The organism is Paenibacillus sp. FSL L8-0663 (genome assembly GCF_038008125.1).
Taxonomy (GTDB): domain Bacteria; phylum Bacillota; class Bacilli; order Paenibacillales; family Paenibacillaceae; genus Paenibacillus; species Paenibacillus polymyxa_D.
The window spans coordinates 1728183-1745723 of sequence record NZ_JBBOYM010000001.1 but is presented as its reverse complement, the minus strand read 5'-3'; the positions used below and the strand labels follow the sequence as shown (position 1 = coordinate 1745723).

The following is a 17541-nucleotide window of genomic DNA, read 5'->3' as shown; positions in this document are numbered from 1 at the left end:
GACAAGCGCGGTCTTGATTCGTATACCTAAGGAGGAAAAGAGCATGAGCACTTTTATATCCAAAGCGATTCTCGACTTCTTCATTGCTTTCGGCATCGTGCTCGGTGGAGCCATGCTCGGCGGAATGGGAGCTGTGGTATCGCTTCAGCCGCCCACCCAGACGATGCTAGAGGTTGCCGGAAGAATTAAAATATGGGCGCTTGCTGCCGCTGTGGGGGGAACGATGGACCCGATCCGGGTCATTGAAAGCAATATGTTGGATGGTAATTTGTCACCTGCCATTAAGCAGATATTGTATTTGATTTTCGCCTTTTTAGGCGCTCATATGGGTGCAGAGCTGGTCAAGTGGGTATGCGGCAACGGACGACCGTGAGGTGAAACGACTATGAGAGTTCCCCCTTTTGAGCGCCTGCGTCCTTTTATGCAATTGTCCTCCGTCTTTGTACTCGGTATGATTACGGGAGGCATGATCTACAACGTCATCTGGCATGCCAGCTTCAATCAGCTATGGACGAACAACCAGGATCTCCAATTCCAGCTCCAGCAAGCCGAGGAGGACAACAAAACATTGCGCAAATACAGCAAGCGCCAAACCGTTGTCAAAGAAATCAAGCTGATCGCGGAGGAAGCTTCGGCCGAAAAAATTGATTCTATCAACCTGAAGGAACTTCTTCGCCGTGTCAGTCGTGATCTGGAGGTGCTGCGTGGCAGAGATATGTTCGAGATTGACTCTGACAGCAAGCTGGTACGTATGTTGCTGCACCAAAAAAAATACACCGTTCGTGACAAGGAGTATACGATCCAGGTCAAAACGATGCTTGTAATGGAAGGCGTGCTGCAAATTTGGCTGGAAGCAAAAGAAAGATTGCCTGAAAGCCACTAGTCGATCTATTCGACTTCACACCTTACTCCGATCCATTGTAGACTAACCATGTTCAATGGAATGAAGCGTCATCACTGCTTTGCATACCAAATGATTTTCCCGTGAAATTGCAATTTCTAGCTTGCAGGTGCGGCGACTCATCTCGAGCAGCATCGGACGAAGAACGACAGCATCTTCTATCTGTACGGGTCTAATAAAATATGTCGTCAAATTGTCCAGCACATAATCCTTGCCGCTCATGTCTCTAGCTGCCCGGTAGCCCGCTTGTGTCATCACGTTGACCAGTACGCCTTCCGAGATCGTACCTAAATTGGTCGCCATTTGCGGAATGATAAACCCGCGAAAAAATAACGATCCGTCCTCATTACGCTCCTCAGCAAACCCGTTCCAGATCAGCTGGTCGAACGTCTCGCCAAGTTGCGGCTGCTTTTGGGCGTTACGCAGCGCCTCCAGCACCTCACGCCGTGTAACGGACCCGAGCAGCTTGCGGTTGCGGTCCACGACCGGCAAATAATCCACACCTTCCCACGCCATCATTTGCGCGGCTGAAGCCAGCGAGGTCTGGTAGGTGACCGTTATCGGATTGCGGATCAGACATTTATCCATCGTATGCTCAGGTTGAAGCCCCTCCACATCTTTGCGGCTGACGATACCAATTAAACGATTCCATTCATCCACGATTGCAAAATGATGATGTCCGGTCGTCACCGAAAGTTCTTCAAACTCGGTAAGCGTGCTGTTGATTTTCAAGGTCAACGTTTTCGGTTTGCCTGCCGCAATATCTTCAATCAGCATAATTTTCTTTTTGATCAAGCGGTCAAATATGGCTCTATTAATCATAGATGCCACTGTAAAAGTATCATGGCGTGAGGAAATAATCGGCAGACTGATCTTGTCTGCGAGCTGCTTAACCTCTCGGCTCGTACCGAAGCCCCCTGTGATCAGCACACCTGCCCCCTGCTCCAATGCAAGTGAATGCGCATCCTCACGGTTACCTACGATCAGCAGACTGCCTGCATCAATATAACGGGCCATGGCTTCCTCGCGCATCGCTCCGATCACATACTTGTGCAAAGGCTTCTCCAGTCCCTCACTTCCGCCCAGCACATGTCCTTCTACAATATTCACGACATCTGCAAAGGTCAGCTGTTCGGACAAGCCGCGCGGGCGCTTCTCCACTCGTACTGTTCCAATCCGTTCCTTGGTAATGACAATTCCCAGGTTTTCAGCTTCCTTCACGGCCCGATAGGCCGTTCCTTCGCTGACGCTCATTTCTTTAGCCAACCTGCGCACAGAAATTTTGGAGCCTATTTTCAACTGCTCGATATGTCGCAATAGCTGCTCGTGCTTCGTAACTGTTTCATCTAGCCCGTCCAACTCTGTTACACCCCCAACGTCCAATCTGTATCATTCTGTATCTATTATAGCACAAAATCCCTTTATTTAAGACCTTTGTTCATTTTGAGTTCTCTGCTTTGGAAATAGCAAAAAAAGCGATCCCCTCTTTTACAAGGACCGCTTCTTACTATGATTGATTTGTAATCTGAGAGACAAGCCCAAGACAAGCTAAAAAAACTCACTGCATGCTGCCTTTGTCAGCTTTTTTATCCCATTTCATCTGCCACTGCTGCATTTTGGCCCGCCGCACACGCTCCAGCGTTTTGCGCTTTTCCTCATCCACACCCAGCAAAAAATGCATGTTCGCTCCGATGACTAGCAGCGCAAAAAGTACCCATACTATCCCAAAGCCGTTGACCCAGTTCAAACCGCCTGCAAGCGAGATGCGTGGTAACGCGACCAAGACCATAGCCAGCGCAATCAGTGTATACAAACCATGTTTCCATTTTTTAAAAGAACCCAATCGTATCCCTTCCTCTCCCTGTGACTCTATGTATCTAGTCTATGAGAGGACAGAAAGGAATATGAGACAAACTTACAGAGATGAACCGTACAAATCTTGAAGGCTGTCTGCAATAATTTTGTTAACGTCCTCAATAATCACGCTCAGGCGACGTTCAGCGTCGAACAGGCGACGGATGTTGAGGTTCAAGCTAAGTACCTCGAACAGCTTCTCCATCTTTTCCATCTCTTCCTGTGCTGGCATATCACCGCTCATCATGCGTTGTTGTACTTCCATTTGGCGTTCACGGAAATCGTCGAGCATTTTCTTGGCTTCTGGATCTGTTTCGATCAGCTTCATCGCTGACGTAATTTCCTCTACCTCTTTGCTTTCCTTCAATGCTTTTGCTAAATCATGGGCTTTGTCATAGATGTTCATGATTGTTTATTCCTCCAATACAAGTTTAGTGTCAACATTTCACATTGTCCGTCAATCACCAAGGGATATATGTCCTCATATGATGAATCAGTGCTATTACAGCCCATTCACGTTTCCCGTTACTTTCAAGACATCAAGTTGCTGCCCGGAAGGAGATCCACGATGTCCATCAAAAAAACAACGATTCAAATCATCGGATCGGGCATCTTGCAGGATGACGTACTCATGGTCGGCGAGTCCTTGCTTCGCAAATGGAAAATATCCGCTGGCCACCCCGTTCAGCTCGCCTTCGGTTCGTTCCGCCAAGAGGTTACCGTCATATCGGTGCCCCGCTATAGCGGCCTACGTGTGGGAAGCGTGCTAGCCCGAAAAATGGGGCTTCATGCCAATTGTGATCTGCGAGTAACCTACAGCCGAGGTCGCCGGACACTTCGAGTGGGCCCACTTATTAGCGTGCTGGTCAGTCGGGACTATCCCGAACAGCCCGACAAGCCTTTCGGGTCGATCACCCTGTTCTGCCGTGAACTAGTCGGGGAATGCCGCAGACAAGGAGCATATGTGTATTTCTTCACCCCGGAGCATATCGGAAGTCAGCCCGGGCGAGTTCAGGGATGGGTGTATGACGGAGGCTGGAAAAAGACGGTCATGCCCGCCGGCGATGTCGTCAATAATCGTCTTACCTCCCGTAAACTCGAGAACAGAACTAGCGTACAGCATTTCATGAAAGAAGTAAAATCGCAGTACGGCACGACCATTTTTAACGAAAAGTTTTTGGATAAGAATGAAGTATTTGATGCGCTTAAATCAAATTCTTCACTGCGCAAGTATTTACCCGAGTCCCACTTGCTGCAAACTTTTGTTGTTTTCAAAAAAATGTGCAACCAGTATCCCGCTGTTTTTCTCAAGCCAGTGCGCGGAAGCCTGGGTAAAGGCATAATGCGCATTAACAAGCAAACCGATGGCACCTTTTCGGTGCTATCCACAACAGCGGGCACACCCCGCAAGCAAACATATGCCAACGTCGATAAGCTGTACAAAAGCTTGGCGGGAAAAATGAAAACAACACGCTTTCAACTCCAACAGGGACTTACCTTGATTGATCACGGTAAGCGTCCGGTCGACTTTCGTGCGCTTGTACAGAAAAATTCGTCCGGAACCTGGACCGTAACATCCATTGTCGCTCGGATCGCCGGAGGAAGCCACTTTGTGTCCAATCTGGCAAGAGGCGGCACGCTGAGTACTGTCAAGGAAGCACTTGCCAAGACCACGCTGCCCGCAACCGTTAAATCGAATGGGCATACCTCTCTCAAAACAGCAGCACTGGATATCGCAAGCGGAGTAGAAAAAGCAATTCCCGCCCATTTCGCGGAATTTGGTATTGATCTGGCAATAGACAGCACGGGGCGCATCTGGTTGCTGGAGGTCAATTCGAAGCCATCGAAGAATGACAACACGCCGTTAAATGATCAGAAAACTCGCCCGTCCGTTAAAAAAATGATTGAATACTGCTGTTATTCAGCCGGCTTCAAATGAATTCATCTCTTCCAGAGTCTGGCTGCCAAAGGAGCTGTTGTCGGTGTCTCTTGTTGTGCCAGGCACGCTGGGCGTGCTTGTTAGCCGGAATCAGGCCGCCACTCCCCCTATTACCGAAGCCGATTTTTGCCGCAGGCTAAGTCTGTTGGGCAGGCGCTCTGATCTTAGCGTAATGGCGTTTACCGTCGAAGGAGTTTCACCTGAAGATCACTCCATACGAGGTTATGTTTATCGTAACGGAGTATGGACATCCGGCCGCTTTCCGTTGCCGGATATTGTGTATAACCGCTGTCTCCATGTCCACGAGAGCCAGAATGTCAGGCGCACACTGGAAGACATGGCGGAGCAAAATTCGCGCAAGCTCATCTACTGGTCGCGTAACTTACCTGGCAAATGGCAGGTGTATCGCGCTTTACATGCGGTAGATAAAGTACGTCCTTTTGTGCCGCCTACGGCGCCTTACCGGGACACGGCCCAGCTTGTGGAATGGCTAGGACGCCATTCGGAGCTGTTTATGAAGCCACAGACCGGAACACATGGCAAGAGCACACTGTATCTCCGGCTGGCAGAAGGAGGCCAGGGACTACTTGTACAGGGTAGAGACTCCCGTAACCGTCCGTTCCGGCGTTTGTTTCCCGAATTGGATGCAGGATTGTCATGGATCCACGGAATTGCACACAAACGCGCTTATATCGTGCAGCCTTATTTGAAATTAACAAGCCAAAGCAATCATCCCTTTGATGTTCGCGCACTCATGCAAAAGGATGGTAACGGCCATTGGCGCCTGACGGGCTTTGCTGTAAGAGAAGGCAGAAAAGGAACTCTGACTTCTAATCTGCACGGTGGGGGCGAAGCCCATCCGGCTGAGCCATACCTTCGTGAACAATTTGGCGCGGACACCACGCGTCTCATCATCGGGCAGATGAGGGCGCTGTCCTCGACCATTACCAGGGCGCTTGAGGAACGTTATGGCCGCCTTGGCGAGTTGGGAATTGATTACGGTATTGACCAGAGCGGGAACATCTGGCTATTGGAGGTTAATTCCCGACCTGGTCGGGCCGCCTTTTTTCAGACCCGTCAGCCGGAGTGCGCTTTCCAGTCGGTCAACCGCCCGCTCGAATATGCTCGATATTTAATGACCCATTCCAAAGCGACAGGGCCAAAGGGCGCGGGCGCCTCCCTTGAACATACGGTATAGGAGGATAAACAGATGAGTTTAACGCATTGCAATGTGCATTTCTCACAGCAGCCCGACAAGGTGGCGTATATATCCACTGCCTTGTTGAAAAGCCTTAAATTATCCGGAGCCAAGTCCGTTCGTCTGCGGCTCGGTAAGGATCAGATTCCCGCTACAGTAAAACCAATTCAGAAGGCGGGACGCCATCTATACTTGACCTCCGGCTTACGTAATGCAATCCGTGTTCCCAAAAGCGGGGCCATCTATTTGCGGAATCTGGATGGTGATATACAGCTAGGGCCGTTGATTGGCGTGCTGTCTGACGGTACCACCTCCACCACTCGCCCTTTCGGATCGCGCACAGGCTTTATTAAGCAACTGCTGAGGGAAGGCAGCAAAAAATCTTATATTTTTGCCTTCACCCCTCGGGATATCAACTGGCAAAATGATACGATTAACGGCTATTTTCTGTCATCCAGCGGGGAATTCACACGTAAACTTGTACCTTTGCCGGACGTGATCTATAACCGTTTGCCGAGCCGTCGCTCTGATTTTTCCCCGGCGATCAATCAACTACGCGAACGCTTTTCCCGCAAACGAATTCCCTTTTTTAACTGGAGCTTTTTCAATAAGTCCGATATCTATAATCTGCTGGAGAATAACCCAGATGTTAACCGCTATGTCCCTGAATCATATATGAATCCCAGCTCTGAACGTATCCGAGGTATGCTGGAGCGACATCAATTTGCTTATTACAAGCCAAGTGGAGGCAGTCTCGGTAAAGGAATCTATCGTCTGTCCCATGTTCCCAAGCAAGGATATTATGTGAGGTACCGTAAGAAAAGTAGCAATGTATTGCTAAAATTCGCCTCTTTTAATTCCATGCTCAGGATGCTTCACTCCAATCAGGGACAGATGTTAAAGGGTTATGTCATTCAACAGGGTATCCAGCTGATCGAGATTGACAATTGCCCGATTGATTTCCGGTTTCACATGCATAAAAATGGAAATAATCAGTGGGTCGTCGTCGGCATTGGAGCCAAAAAAGCCGGACGTGGCAGTGTCACAACCCATATCAAAAATGGCGGCTCCCTTATGACACCTGAACAGGCGTTGAACCGGGTATTCGGAGACCGGGCGGGCGAAGTGCTTCAACGTGCCAAGAACGTAGCAGTTACGCTCGCTGAAGCCATTGAACACCATCACCAGCATCTATTGGGTGAAATCGGCTTTGATCTGGGCATTGATCAGGATGAAAAGGTATGGATGTTTGAAGCCAACTCCAAGCCAGGCCGATCCATTTTTCAGCATCCATCGTTGCGTGCGGAGGGTAAAGCATCCGTGGAGCATATTTTGGACCACTGTCTTTACCTCAGTAAATTCCGCAGAAAAGAGGAACTATGAATACCCGGGCGGAGCATAAGCCAGTCGTTGCTGTATTGACAGTGCACGACGAAGGGCAATTTTTCAAGGGAAATCAGCGCAATTTCAGGGATATTCTTGAAACGGGAACACGGATGGGATATCAGGTGTACATTGTTACCGTCAGGGACCTGAAACTGGCAGATGAGACGATTAAGGGCTATGTCTTCAACAAGAGCTTACAGACGTGGGAGGAACAGAATTTTCCACCTCCACAGGTCATTTATAATCGCATCCCCAACCGTAATTATGAACTTAAAACCTCTGTGCGCACAAAGTTGGATGAAATTTCACATGCCTCAGGCATTGAGCTGTACAATCCAGGCTTTTTTAACAAATGGGAACTGTTCAAGTGGTTGCGCACCTCAGAAACGACTCGTCAGCTTGTTCCGGCAACCAAACGGTTAAGCAACCTGTCTTCCTTAGGAAAAATGCTGTCTACGTATCCATACCTGTATCTCAAGCCGGAAAACGGTAAGGCCGGAAAGGGAATTATGATTCTTAAATTCCTCCCAGACCATCTAATGGCTTACAGACTGACCATTCAGCATGACAAAAAAAGTGTAACCTACAGATCTGTATCGCTATCCCGGCTGTGGGGACGTATCCGACGGGAAGCAGGCAACTCACCTTATATCATTCAACAGGGTATCGATCTGGCAACCCATCAGAAAAAACCCTTCGACCTGCGTATCCTGGTACAAAAAAATATCCGTGGCTCCTGGAGTATCACCGGAGTCGGTGCCAGACTGGCCGGTAAGGGGAGCATTACCACACATGTCCCGCGTGGCGGGAGTGTAGAGGACCCTTTCAAGCTACTGTCCTCACTGTTTGGGCCTGAGGACAGCACGGATCTACTGAACAAAGTTAAAAGTACGGCCATACAGATTGCACGTCAAATTGAACGCGCATCCGGTCTTTCTCATGGCGAAATGTCCATGGATCTGGGCGTGGATACGCTCGGAACCCTCTGGTTTTTTGAGGCCAATGCCAAACCAATGAAATTTGACGAGCCGGAAATCCGCCAAAAGTCGCTTAGACGCATATTCCAGTACAGCTCCTTTTTGGCCGGACGAATGAAATCATGATCAAGGAAGTGGAATCATGCCGCAAATTAGCGATGTTCAACATTTGCCTGCCCGGAGCTGGCTGCTGAGACGACGACAGTTGCTGTTTTTGGCCCGCAGCTCAGGGGGCATGCGCATTACTCGTAATGCTCTGCGGCAGTTGGCCGTTTTAACGCCCGAGCAATTGAACACCCCTGGCTCCTCCCTCCTGTGTGCATTTGTGCGCACGGAGAAGGGGCTGCGGATTGCCGGATTTTCCCTCGCTCTGAATTACGGGGAGGATGCTTGCATCGTAATTGTTCGTCCGCTTTACCGGGGCCGCAGACTGGGCGCTAGACTGCTGTCCGCCCAGCTCCAACAGCTGCGCCGTCTAACGTGCAGCGTAGCCGCCGACAATATGTCCAGTCTCAAAACCTGTTTCCGCGCTGGGCTTGTTGCGCATGAAATGACGACTGGACCAACCGGGAAACCCACGCTGATATTTCACGGAGAGTTATCCCAAGATAAGCAGACGGCAGAGGAAGGTGGAATGCTGTGCCAAAACCTGTCCTAGGCATCATGACTTTGTATTTGAACAACAAGAAGCAATTAGAGGAACGCGACATATATGAGCGCATGATTGCAGAAGGGAAACGGCTGGGACTGGATATGTATGTATTCACTCCTGCGGATGTCCATAAGGATCGCAGGCTGCTCCTTGCCCAAATCTATGATCCACACAGCGGAAAATGGAGCCGAAAGTGGCGAGAGTTCCCAGACATGATTTTCGACCGTTGCCGGGTACAGCGCAGTGAGCGATATCGTCAGTTGAAGCAGTTCCGATTGCAATACACAGACCTTGTATATTTAAACCGACCGCTGAGTAACAAATGGGTCATTCATCAGCAGCTTGCGAGAAGGTCTGCCTTTCGCCCCCATTTGCCTGCAACAGAGCTGTTCAGTGGATTTCATAGTGTCAAACGGATGCTCAAACAGAATTCACTAGTGTACCTCAAACCGATTAACGGTACGGGAGGCCGAGGTATTTTACGTATTGAACCTGTTAACAAGCAAGGAGGCCTGTATCTGATTGAGGGCCGCAATCGCAAACGCCATATCATTCCCCAGCAGCGGGTACGTCTAGACCGTCTGGAGCCGCGTCTGAGCAGCTGGAACATGGATAACTACATTGTTCAGGAAGGCATTCCTGTGCAGTTGCCGAATGGCAGAGTCCATGATTACCGTATGCTGGTACAGAAAAATGGCCAAGGAGTATGGGAGCTAACCGGATGCGCGGGGCGCATCGGGGCGCATCGGAGTGTCACTTCCAACCTGCATGGTGGAGGCAAGGCAGTACCGATGAGCCAATTGCTAACGCAATGGATTCGTGATGAAAGCCATAGAGAGAAAATCATCAAGCAAGGGGAAAAACTCGGACTGGACATCGCTGCGTATCTGGAAGAAAGCTACGGGGCATTGTGTGAGCTTGCACTCGATTTGGCAATTAATAAGCACGGTCATATATTTGTGCTGGAAGTCAACCCGAAGCCAGCCCGTGAGGTCTTTTCGCGTATTGGTGAAAAAGAAACCTATCGTCGCTCCATCGCCAAGCCCATGGAATATGCCTTGTGGGTCTACCACACACAAATTAATCCAAAGCCTCAGGCTGACCACAAAGCAGAAGATAAAACAGAAGATAAAGCAGAAAATAAGACAGAAAATAAGACAGAGAATAAGACAAAGGAAGGCTCCGCGTAAAGTGGCTGCCTTCCTTTCTTTTTTTCATCTGCCCGACAGTACCAGCATGTTTAATTATATGGTGCGTCGAGCCTATTTATAACCAATAACCTGTGTTTCACAGTTACTCAGCGTTTTTATAAAGTGTAAGCAGTTGCGTAAAGTCTGTAATAATCGCATCGGACCCCTTCAACTCATCGTCCACACCAAATCCCGCATAAGCGCAACCGATCACCGTCTGTCCGTTCTTTTTGCCTGCTTCCACATCTGAGGAACGATCTCCTACCATCCATACGTTCGAAATATCGTGCTTGCTCAATAGAATTTCCAGCAAATTCACTTTGGAAAGCGTGCTGTACTCCCCAGCGCTGTACAGTCCTTCAAAAATGGGAACCATTTCATACGCAGCAGCGATCCCCTTTACATAGTCCTCCAGACCGTTACTAGCTACGAACAATCGGACACCTTGCTCATGAAGGGCCTGGAGTGTTTCTTTTACATGTGGATACAGGGCATGACTTCCGCTCTTCAATCCCTCCAGTTCCAGCTGAAGCAGCAGCTCGTCCGCTCTTCTATGGGCCGCTTCGCTGGCTTCCGGCATCACTCTTCTCCAGATTTCATCCAGCAGCATGCCCAAACTATTCAAAATAAGCTCCTCGGGAGGAGTCTCTCCTTCATAAAGCCCTTCGGCGCGCAGCGTATCAAACAGCTTGTGGTACGCAGGAAGCAATAGCGTCTCCGTCTGAAAAAGTGTACCGTCCATATCAAATACCATAGCCTCAGGTTTCTTCAACACAGGTGCATTGTTCATGTAGTTATCAGTCATTCCTTTCCTATGTAGGTTTACAACTCTAACCCCTCTCATGATAAGCAATAAGAGAGGTCCGTGTAAACCTCATTGCGCATACCGCTAACTCTTATATTTTTTTAAAACAGTCCTGAAACAATGCAAACCACCCCACATATCCGTGTGTAAGGCACCCCTTGGAAGGTTGAGATCCACACCATTCCAATACGAAAATCCCGCCTGCTCTATCCATTGCTCCATCGCTGATAGATCCACTGTAGGGTAATCAAACGTCAGCAGAAGCATTCCGTCATCGCGTATGGTCCGGTGAAATTCATGTAAGGCTGCCAAAGACTCCTCAGGTGTTAAATGTTCCAGCACTGAAATACATACAATTTTGTCAAAACTGGCATCCTCATAAGGCAGAGCTGTCAGATTGGCATGTGCGGAGTGGAGCCGAACCGGTAAAATCTCCTGAATGCGCTCGGCAGCCTCCTCTCCGATATCCCGCCGCACCTCGGCCAAAATGGCATCCACGGAAACGATCCGTATATCCAGATCGCAAGCATAGACCTGAGCGCAACGGCGGGCCAACTCAAATTTGAATGGATGTGGAATTCCACACGCTGCATCCAGCACCGAATCTTGACCGGACATAAATTGAAGACACCACTCATACTCATAGGGGCGACTCCACCAGCTTTGGGGGAGTCTGTAAATCATGCTGGAGGAGTTGGGGTCAGAATATACAAAAAAGCGAGACAGATACGGGTCAGACATGTTCATGGATGCTGCCTCCTTTTGGAGAGATTTAAATTACTCTTGCAACACAGCACAGTTCATGACCCCGTTTCTCGCCTTGAAGTTTGGCCAACAATCCCATTTGCTCCGTAAAGGCAAGATCACCGTACAAAGGATGGGCTTGCAGCAAGGCATCCAAACCAGAGGGAAGCTGGCGGGTAAACATAGCCACCGAGCGCAATCCAGACTTTTCCAGTAAGAGCGCCAGCGTATGCTCAGAATAATGATATAAATGATCTTCCTCGGTAAATAAAGGTGAATAAACACCATAAGCCTCATTGGTGAACGAGTTTTTGTTGGGCACTGTAATATATAACGTCCCGTCAGGTTGAAGCTGTTCGCGTAAATCTGTCAAAAATGCAACAGGGTCCGCAATATGCTCCAGCACATGCCAGCATGCTACGGCCTCGTATTTGTGATCCAGTGGTAATTCAGTATCTTCTTCTACTTCTTGTATTTCTTGTGCTTCATTCAATTCCTGCATATCACATGCTTCATCGGTTTGAGTATCTTCTTCGGTTTCACCGTTCCAGTAACCCGGCAATAAATCCACGTCATATTTGTGTTTGGCGTAAGCACGCGAGTCTATGGAAGGTTCAATACCCACTGCATCCCAGCCGGCTTGAAGGGCAGCATGGATAAATTCTCCGGTACCTGATCCAATCTCAAGCAATTTTCCTTTACCGGAGCTGAACATATCCAGTAGCATGAGTCCAAAAAGGGCATGATCCCCATAAGTTGACGCTGCTGCACTATCCCGCATAGCAACCCAATCGGCATTATAAATCTCTGCAATCATATCCTCCGGCTGTATATGATCCACATCATTACGAAAAACCAAGCCACAGGAGCCGCACCCCATCAAGGTAAAGCGTTCATAGTTATGAAATACTCCCGTGTCAGACGAACCACACAGTTTGCATTTACTATAAAATACGTTCTTTGTTTCACTTTTAATTTGTAGACCGGAATTATTCATAACCTGGACACTTGAAATCTCGGCAACATCCATGGCGTTCACATCATGGGTAGCTTCATACTCTGGTGTAGTTTCTTTTTCTCCATTTATGTTGTCCTGATCTACCCAAAGCGTGAGTCGGGGGTTCGGGTCCAAAATAGATTCATATTGCTCTTTCCAGCCATAACGAACACTTGGATCAAGCAACTGATATCGCTGAAATTTGGCCATGCGAATAGCAGGTGTACACCATCCCCAATGCTGGATGCGGTAGTTGCTGATTTCACTGGGAAGGTCAAGCACATTTTCTGGAAATCTCCCACAGTGCAAGGACTGCTCCTTCCATTTATAAGAGAACCCTTCCTTATATCGAATTAAAAAAGGACGGTAATATTGATGAGCCTGCCAATAATCATCATCGCGGTAATGCGTGGAATTCCACATATCAAACAACCTGAAACAAATCGTATCCGCTTTCGTTCCCGCTAACAAAGAATGTACCCCTTGAGCAAAACGGGATTCGAACATTTCGTCAGCATCCATATTTAATATCCATTCCGGAAAAGAAGCCAACGTCTCTCTCCACTGTTGCTTACGTAGTTCCAATTCATTGGTAAAAGAAGCTGTTTCATTGCGTATTAAACGTAATGGGATTCCCTTTAGGATCTCACGGCACAACTCTCCGCTATCATCCTGACTGCCATCATCAATAATGACCGCTTCATCAATATATTCTCGATGACTCCGCAGCACGTCAATGAGCTTGCGATCTGCCTCATTGTATACCGTCATGGTCAGCGTCAATTTGGGTTTGGAGACAGGCGGCGTATGAAGTTCACTTTGTCGTGGACCAGGGAACGTTTGTGGTATAACAAAAGAATCTGCCGTGTACTTGGCAAAGACAGCTGACTCACGGAGGTCATACGGTATAACAGGAGGTTCAGGGAACTTAGATGGACTTGATGATGCAGAAGGATTGAAGGCAGGAGAGTTAGTAGAAGTATCGGAGTGATTTAGATATGCTAAATGTTCTGATTGGTCCGTATGAACAGCGCTCGTTGTAAAATAATTTAGGGTGAATAGTAGCTGCTCTGCCTTCATTCTGTCCGCTTCCCGGTACAGATGCATCGCCGGATAGTGTGTATCCACAAAAAGTGGAAATCCAAATGCAGCTGCCCGAATACAGAAATGTCGATCTTCTCCCCAATAGGAAACGTTTTTGATTTTACCAAAGTGAATCCCTGCTTCCAGTGCACGTCTGCGGATTAGGGTGCAAGCACCTAGACCCCCCACTTCGTACAAACCAGGAACATGCATTTGGTGTATGAAATGCAACTCGCGTTGCGCTCGCTCCTCTGCCGACAACACTTCGCCTTCTTCACGATGGAACAAATTATATTCATCACTAACCCACACCTGAGGCAATAGAGGCCCCTCCGGCTGCCAGCGTGTCCAGAAAATCTCAGATACAATATCCTTCTCCGCCTCCACCAGCTTACATAAGGTACGGGAATGGAGAATCAGGTCTGAGTCGACTAAAAACAGCGCGTCATAATTATGCTGAAGTGCATAATCGATAAGACGATTTTTGAAGTCGGCCACTTTCCAGACGAGGGCTGGCGGCCAATAATGAGTGTGCTCATCACTTCGGTTCTCCACTTGCTGTGGACCTGTTAACAAGGGCAAAACCCTGCCCGGCAGCCGATTGGAAAAATCGGCAAGCCATTGGCTTGAAGTCGGATTGTCATTATCATCGACAAATAAATAATCGGGCAGCACATCAGGTGCCTCCAGTCGCTCTAAAGCTTGAAGAAATAAAGACAATATTTCCGGTTTCTGGTGCACCGGGCTACCGATTAGTATACGCATGATTCAACGCCTCCATCAGGCAGAAGCCTCATAACCGTTCCCCCCTCCATATCCTAAGGCATACCATAATTGCAACCGAGCGATATGGGAGTGAGCGTAGTATGAATGGACTTGCACCTGGAAATATCAATGAAAACGACATCCATACAAAAATACAATCTTACCATCCAAACAACTACTCTTTTTCAGTTTTCTACCCGTTTTCTAACTACATTTAGCCATCAAATTTATTTCCCGGTCGCTTGATAATATCGAATTTCGCACAATCTCCTCCCCCTCATATCAGACTTTGATTTTCTAATTTATTAGAGCAAGATTGAATTTATGATCATCGCACATCCTCTAAACGATCCATAGGAATTACTACATAATGAGCAAGCTATCCTAATAAAATGGAGATTATACCAAGTTTTTTGGGAGGGACAAAGAGCATGGTAACTGTCAGCTTATGTATGATTGTCAAAAATGAAGAAGAAGCCCTTCATACCTGTCTGAAATCAGTCCATGACCTGGTAGATGAAATCATTATCGTAGATACTGGTTCCACTGACAGTACCCAAGAGGTCGCTGCATCGTTCAATGCTCGGGTATACCATTTTGAATGGTGCGATGATTTCTCTGCAGCCCGCAATTATGCGTTTAATCAGGCAACGCAAGAATATCAATTTTGGCTGGACGCTGATGACATACTGGAAGAAAAAGACCGAATATCATTTCTCAACTGGAAGAAACAAGCCACCCTCTCCTATGACAGCATTACGATGGATTATGTGCTGTCTGTAGATGAACAAGGACAGCCGTTGTATAAGCTCAAAAGAAACCGAATTGTGCGGCGTGATCGAAGATTCAGATGGATCGGCTTTGTGCACGAATTCCTGCATGTGACTGGCAGCACCTTTCACAGTAATATAGCGGTGACTCATAAAAAGACACGTGCCTACACTGATCGTAATTTGCATATATATCTCAAGCATCGGGAGCAAGGCACTGCATTTTCTGAGCGAGATCACTACTACTTCGCGAATGAACTATATGATAACGGACGCATACTAGAAGCCATCCAGCAGTACGAGCACTATCTGGGACTCGATCAAGGATGGATTGAGGATCGGATTGCTGCTTGCTTTAAGCTAGCGGATTGCTACGCCCACCAAGGTCAAAAACAGGAGCAGCGTATGGCTCTGCTTCGCACACTTAACCTTGATGTACCACGCGCCCAGTTCTGCTGTGTCTTTGGCAATTTGTTGATTGAAGACGAACAGTATACTCAAGCCATTTACTGGTTTCACCAGGCAACGTTGATAGAGCCTCCACAAGATGTGATGGCCCTAACCAATTCGTCGTACTATACCTGGTTTCCACACTTGCAATTATGCCTGTGTTACGACCGAATCGGTGACATCGAAAAGGCAAAATCGCATCATCGCATAGCTCAGTTGCACCACCCTACTCATCCAAGTGTTTTATATAACGAGAAGTATTTCGCACAACTGAAGCAATAGGGATGAGAAAGACGCGCCGGGGAAAGGTCGTTCAATGTAGCCGACCTTAGTCATCATGCCGATATGTGCTCGGCACGATACCCGGCGGACAGCCTGCAATTTTTCGGGGCTTTTATTTTTACCCCCTCTTATATATAAATGCCCATTGCTGCTCCTCGGGAAGGACCATTTCATTAGCTTAGATTACCTCAAAAGAAAAAAAGTCTCCTGCAAGCTTAAGCTCACCAAGAGGCCTCGTATATCATTTTATCAGAACACTTTCTTCCGGTCTCTTTCCCCCTTCAAAATTTCCACTGACTCACGGAAACGGAGCGAATGGATTATTTCACGTTCACGTAGAAACTTCAGACTATCTTGCAAATCCACATCGTCTGTCAGATCAATCAGCCACTGATATGTAGCTCGTGCCTTTTCCTCTGCCGCTATGTCCTCATATAGATCGGCAATAGGATCGCCTTTGGCTTGAATATAAGCCGCTGTAAAAGGAACTCCGGCAGCGTTTTGATAATATAGCGCATGGTCGTGTGCCGCATAATATTCACCCAGACCGGCAGCCTTCATTTGCTCTACGCTCGCATCCTTGGTCAGCTTATAAATCATAGTCGCAATCATCTCGAGATGCGCAAATTCCTCCGTGCCTATGTCGTTCAGTACACCAATCACCTTATCGGGAATCGTATATCGCTGATTCAGATAGCGCAATGCCGCTGCCAGCTCGCCATCCGCTCCACCATACTGCTCCATAAGCAGTTTGGCCATATGAGGATCACATTTGCTGACACGTACGGGATATTGCAGTTTCTTCTCATATACCCACATTCATGTCCCCTCCTTTATAAAAGGTTGTTAAAAGGTTGTACCTGCCTAGACCTGCCACGGCCAAGGGGATTGACTCCACTCCCAAGGATACTTGGAATAGGCACGACCAAAATTTTGTAAAGGCCCATATAGCATCTGATACTCGTTAGCAATCGCCGTTCTTTCCTGCGTCAGCTTATTGAACTGCTCGATGGCCTGTAAATCATCTGGGTGCGTATTCAGATACAAATTCAGCTCCACCAACACAAAATCCACCGCTTGGAGCTTCTCCAGCAACGCATAAAACTGGGCATCCCCCGGCTTGGTTTGGGACGTGCAGCCTTGGGTCGGGTTTCCGGCTTGACTATAGCCCTGAGTTTGGTTCTGATACTGGTTCTGGTATGGATACGGATTTGAATAAGGGCTTTGATATGGATTCGGCTGTTGCTGTCCACTCTCATGCTGATTTTGCTGCTGGAATTGGAATGGGGACTGACCCTGATTTGGATTCTCCATTCTATTCGCCTCCCCCCTGCTTTCTTCTAGGCTCATAAGGGCTGTAAAGCAAAGGCCATAGCGTTCCCTTCGTCAGCGCCTCATCTGGACTGAATTGCGGTAGACCAGGGGGCTGAAATTGCACAAACAAGTTTGGCGGAAGCACATAAGTCTTGCACAGAACGGGCGGACACGGATCGAACGGGCCGACAAACGGGGCATACTCACCTTGCTGTGGAAATTTCACGGGCCGGG

General features: G+C 48.1%; 18 protein-coding genes. 9 read left to right on the top strand and 9 right to left on the bottom strand.

The window, feature by feature from the left end:
• Positions 1–43 precede the first annotated feature (43 nt).
• Positions 44–373, top strand: coding sequence for a YtrH family sporulation protein (locus tag MKY75_RS07930; protein ID WP_013309582.1), 330 nt, complete (start codon positions 44–46; stop codon positions 371–373).
• A 12-nt stretch (positions 374–385) separates the two neighbouring features.
• Entirely contained in the window at positions 386–883 is a 498-nt protein-coding gene (locus tag MKY75_RS07925; RefSeq protein ID WP_039269883.1) for a hypothetical protein, read from the top strand.
• Positions 884–925: 42 nt separating this feature from the next.
• Here the strand turns inward: MKY75_RS07925 and MKY75_RS07920 are convergent, their stop codons facing one another.
• The 3 genes from MKY75_RS07920 to MKY75_RS07910 all read right to left on the bottom strand — a co-directional run bounded on the left by MKY75_RS07920 (position 926) and on the right by MKY75_RS07910 (position 3161).
• The gene (locus MKY75_RS07920) at positions 926–2260 is read right to left on the bottom strand and encodes a DRTGG domain-containing protein (RefSeq protein ID WP_029516609.1); all 1335 of its coding nucleotides are present in this window, start codon (positions 2258–2260) and stop codon (positions 926–928) included.
• 199 nt (positions 2261–2459) lie between these two features.
• A complete protein-coding gene (locus tag MKY75_RS07915) occupies positions 2460–2744 on the bottom strand; it encodes a hypothetical protein (RefSeq protein WP_013309579.1) in 285 nt (94 codons plus the stop codon).
• 72 nt (positions 2745–2816) lie between these two features.
• A complete protein-coding gene (locus MKY75_RS07910; protein WP_013309578.1) occupies positions 2817–3161 on the bottom strand; it encodes a YlbF family regulator in 345 nt (114 codons plus the stop codon).
• Between the two features lie 162 nt (positions 3162–3323).
• On the opposite strand from MKY75_RS07910, the gene MKY75_RS07905 reads away from it, so the two are divergent.
• The 6 genes from MKY75_RS07905 to MKY75_RS07880 are packed head-to-tail and all read left to right on the top strand — an operon-like array spanning position 3324 to position 10097.
• Positions 3324–4694: a YheC/YheD family endospore coat-associated protein gene (locus MKY75_RS07905; RefSeq protein ID WP_029516607.1), complete on the top strand. Its 1371-nt coding sequence runs from the start codon at positions 3324–3326 to the stop codon at positions 4692–4694.
• A 43-nt stretch (positions 4695–4737) separates the two neighbouring features.
• Entirely contained in the window at positions 4738–5892 is a 1155-nt protein-coding gene (locus MKY75_RS07900; RefSeq protein ID WP_029516606.1) for a YheC/YheD family endospore coat-associated protein, read from the top strand.
• 12 nt (positions 5893–5904) lie between these two features.
• Complete coding sequence (locus MKY75_RS07895; protein WP_029516605.1) at positions 5905–7275, top strand: YheC/YheD family endospore coat-associated protein; 1371 nt, start codon at positions 5905–5907, stop codon at positions 7273–7275.
• Positions 7272–8381, top strand: a complete 1110-nt coding sequence (locus tag MKY75_RS07890) for a YheC/YheD family endospore coat-associated protein (RefSeq protein ID WP_340884923.1) — start codon at positions 7272–7274, stop codon at positions 8379–8381. The genes MKY75_RS07895 and MKY75_RS07890 overlap by 4 nt, the downstream gene beginning before the upstream one ends.
• A 16-nt stretch (positions 8382–8397) precedes the next feature.
• The gene (locus MKY75_RS07885; protein ID WP_039269878.1) at positions 8398–8913 is read left to right on the top strand and encodes a GNAT family N-acetyltransferase; all 516 of its coding nucleotides are present in this window, start codon (positions 8398–8400) and stop codon (positions 8911–8913) included.
• Positions 8895–10097, top strand: a complete 1203-nt coding sequence (locus MKY75_RS07880; protein ID WP_340884921.1) for a YheC/YheD family endospore coat-associated protein — start codon at positions 8895–8897, stop codon at positions 10095–10097. Before MKY75_RS07885 ends, MKY75_RS07880 begins: the two co-directional genes overlap by 19 nt.
• A gap of 103 nt (positions 10098–10200) precedes the next feature.
• On the opposite strand, the gene MKY75_RS07875 is transcribed toward MKY75_RS07880, so the two are convergent.
• From MKY75_RS07875 to MKY75_RS07865, 3 genes are all read right to left on the bottom strand, one after another.
• Entirely contained in the window at positions 10201–10902 is a 702-nt protein-coding gene (locus tag MKY75_RS07875) for an HAD family hydrolase (protein WP_340884918.1), read from the bottom strand.
• A gap of 84 nt (positions 10903–10986) precedes the next feature.
• Complete coding sequence (locus MKY75_RS07870; protein ID WP_069011210.1) at positions 10987–11649, bottom strand: class I SAM-dependent methyltransferase; 663 nt, start codon at positions 11647–11649, stop codon at positions 10987–10989.
• A gap of 25 nt (positions 11650–11674) precedes the next feature.
• Positions 11675–14491: a bifunctional glycosyltransferase/class I SAM-dependent methyltransferase gene (locus tag MKY75_RS07865; protein ID WP_340884916.1), complete on the bottom strand. Its 2817-nt coding sequence runs from the start codon at positions 14489–14491 to the stop codon at positions 11675–11677.
• 431 nt (positions 14492–14922) lie between these two features.
• Here MKY75_RS07865 and MKY75_RS07860 point away from each other — a divergent pair, with 431 nt between their 5' ends.
• The gene (locus MKY75_RS07860; RefSeq protein ID WP_340884914.1) at positions 14923–15993 is read left to right on the top strand and encodes a glycosyltransferase family 2 protein; all 1071 of its coding nucleotides are present in this window, start codon (positions 14923–14925) and stop codon (positions 15991–15993) included.
• Between the two features lie 249 nt (positions 15994–16242).
• Here the strand turns inward: MKY75_RS07860 and MKY75_RS07855 are convergent, their stop codons facing one another.
• The 3 genes from MKY75_RS07855 to MKY75_RS07845 are packed head-to-tail and all read right to left on the bottom strand — an operon-like array spanning position 16243 to position 17533.
• Complete coding sequence (locus MKY75_RS07855) at positions 16243–16812, bottom strand: manganese catalase family protein (protein WP_029516597.1); 570 nt, start codon at positions 16810–16812, stop codon at positions 16243–16245.
• A gap of 45 nt (positions 16813–16857) precedes the next feature.
• Positions 16858–17307 carry a spore coat protein CotJB gene (locus MKY75_RS07850; RefSeq protein ID WP_081317561.1) on the bottom strand — a complete coding sequence of 150 codons (450 nt, stop codon included), beginning with the start codon at positions 17305–17307 and terminating at the stop codon, positions 16858–16860.
• A gap of 1 nt (position 17308) precedes the next feature.
• On the bottom strand, positions 17309–17533 hold the full coding sequence (locus MKY75_RS07845) for a spore coat associated protein CotJA (RefSeq protein WP_340884912.1): 225 nt from the start codon (positions 17531–17533) through the stop codon (positions 17309–17311).
• Positions 17534–17541 lie beyond the last annotated feature (8 nt).

What these genes read in the sequence shown, in the direction of transcription:
- MKY75_RS07930 (WP_013309582.1), top strand. Translation starts at nt 44, where the DNA reads ATGAGCACTTTTATATCCAAAGCGATTCTCGACTTCTTCATTGCTTTC.
- MKY75_RS07860 (WP_340884914.1), top strand. Translation starts at nt 14,923, where the DNA reads ATGGTAACTGTCAGCTTATGTATGATTGTCAAAAATGAAGAAGAAGCC.
- MKY75_RS07885 (WP_039269878.1), top strand. Translation starts at nt 8,398, where the DNA reads ATGCCGCAAATTAGCGATGTTCAACATTTGCCTGCCCGGAGCTGGCTG.
- MKY75_RS07870 (WP_069011210.1), bottom strand. Translation starts at nt 11,649, where the DNA reads ATGAACATGTCTGACCCGTATCTGTCTCGCTTTTTTGTATATTCTGAC.
- MKY75_RS07905 (WP_029516607.1), top strand. Translation starts at nt 3,324, where the DNA reads ATGTCCATCAAAAAAACAACGATTCAAATCATCGGATCGGGCATCTTG.
- MKY75_RS07855 (WP_029516597.1), bottom strand. Translation starts at nt 16,812, where the DNA reads ATGTGGGTATATGAGAAGAAACTGCAATATCCCGTACGTGTCAGCAAA.
- MKY75_RS07850 (WP_081317561.1), bottom strand. Translation starts at nt 17,307, where the DNA reads ATGGAGAATCCAAATCAGGGTCAGTCCCCATTCCAATTCCAGCAGCAA.
- MKY75_RS07890 (WP_340884923.1), top strand. Translation starts at nt 7,272, where the DNA reads ATGAATACCCGGGCGGAGCATAAGCCAGTCGTTGCTGTATTGACAGTG.
- MKY75_RS07910 (WP_013309578.1), bottom strand. Translation starts at nt 3,161, where the DNA reads ATGAACATCTATGACAAAGCCCATGATTTAGCAAAAGCATTGAAGGAA.
- MKY75_RS07925 (WP_039269883.1), top strand. Translation starts at nt 386, where the DNA reads ATGAGAGTTCCCCCTTTTGAGCGCCTGCGTCCTTTTATGCAATTGTCC.
- MKY75_RS07875 (WP_340884918.1), bottom strand. Translation starts at nt 10,902, where the DNA reads ATGACTGATAACTACATGAACAATGCACCTGTGTTGAAGAAACCTGAG.
- MKY75_RS07895 (WP_029516605.1), top strand. Translation starts at nt 5,905, where the DNA reads ATGAGTTTAACGCATTGCAATGTGCATTTCTCACAGCAGCCCGACAAG.
- MKY75_RS07865 (WP_340884916.1), bottom strand. Translation starts at nt 14,491, where the DNA reads ATGCGTATACTAATCGGTAGCCCGGTGCACCAGAAACCGGAAATATTG.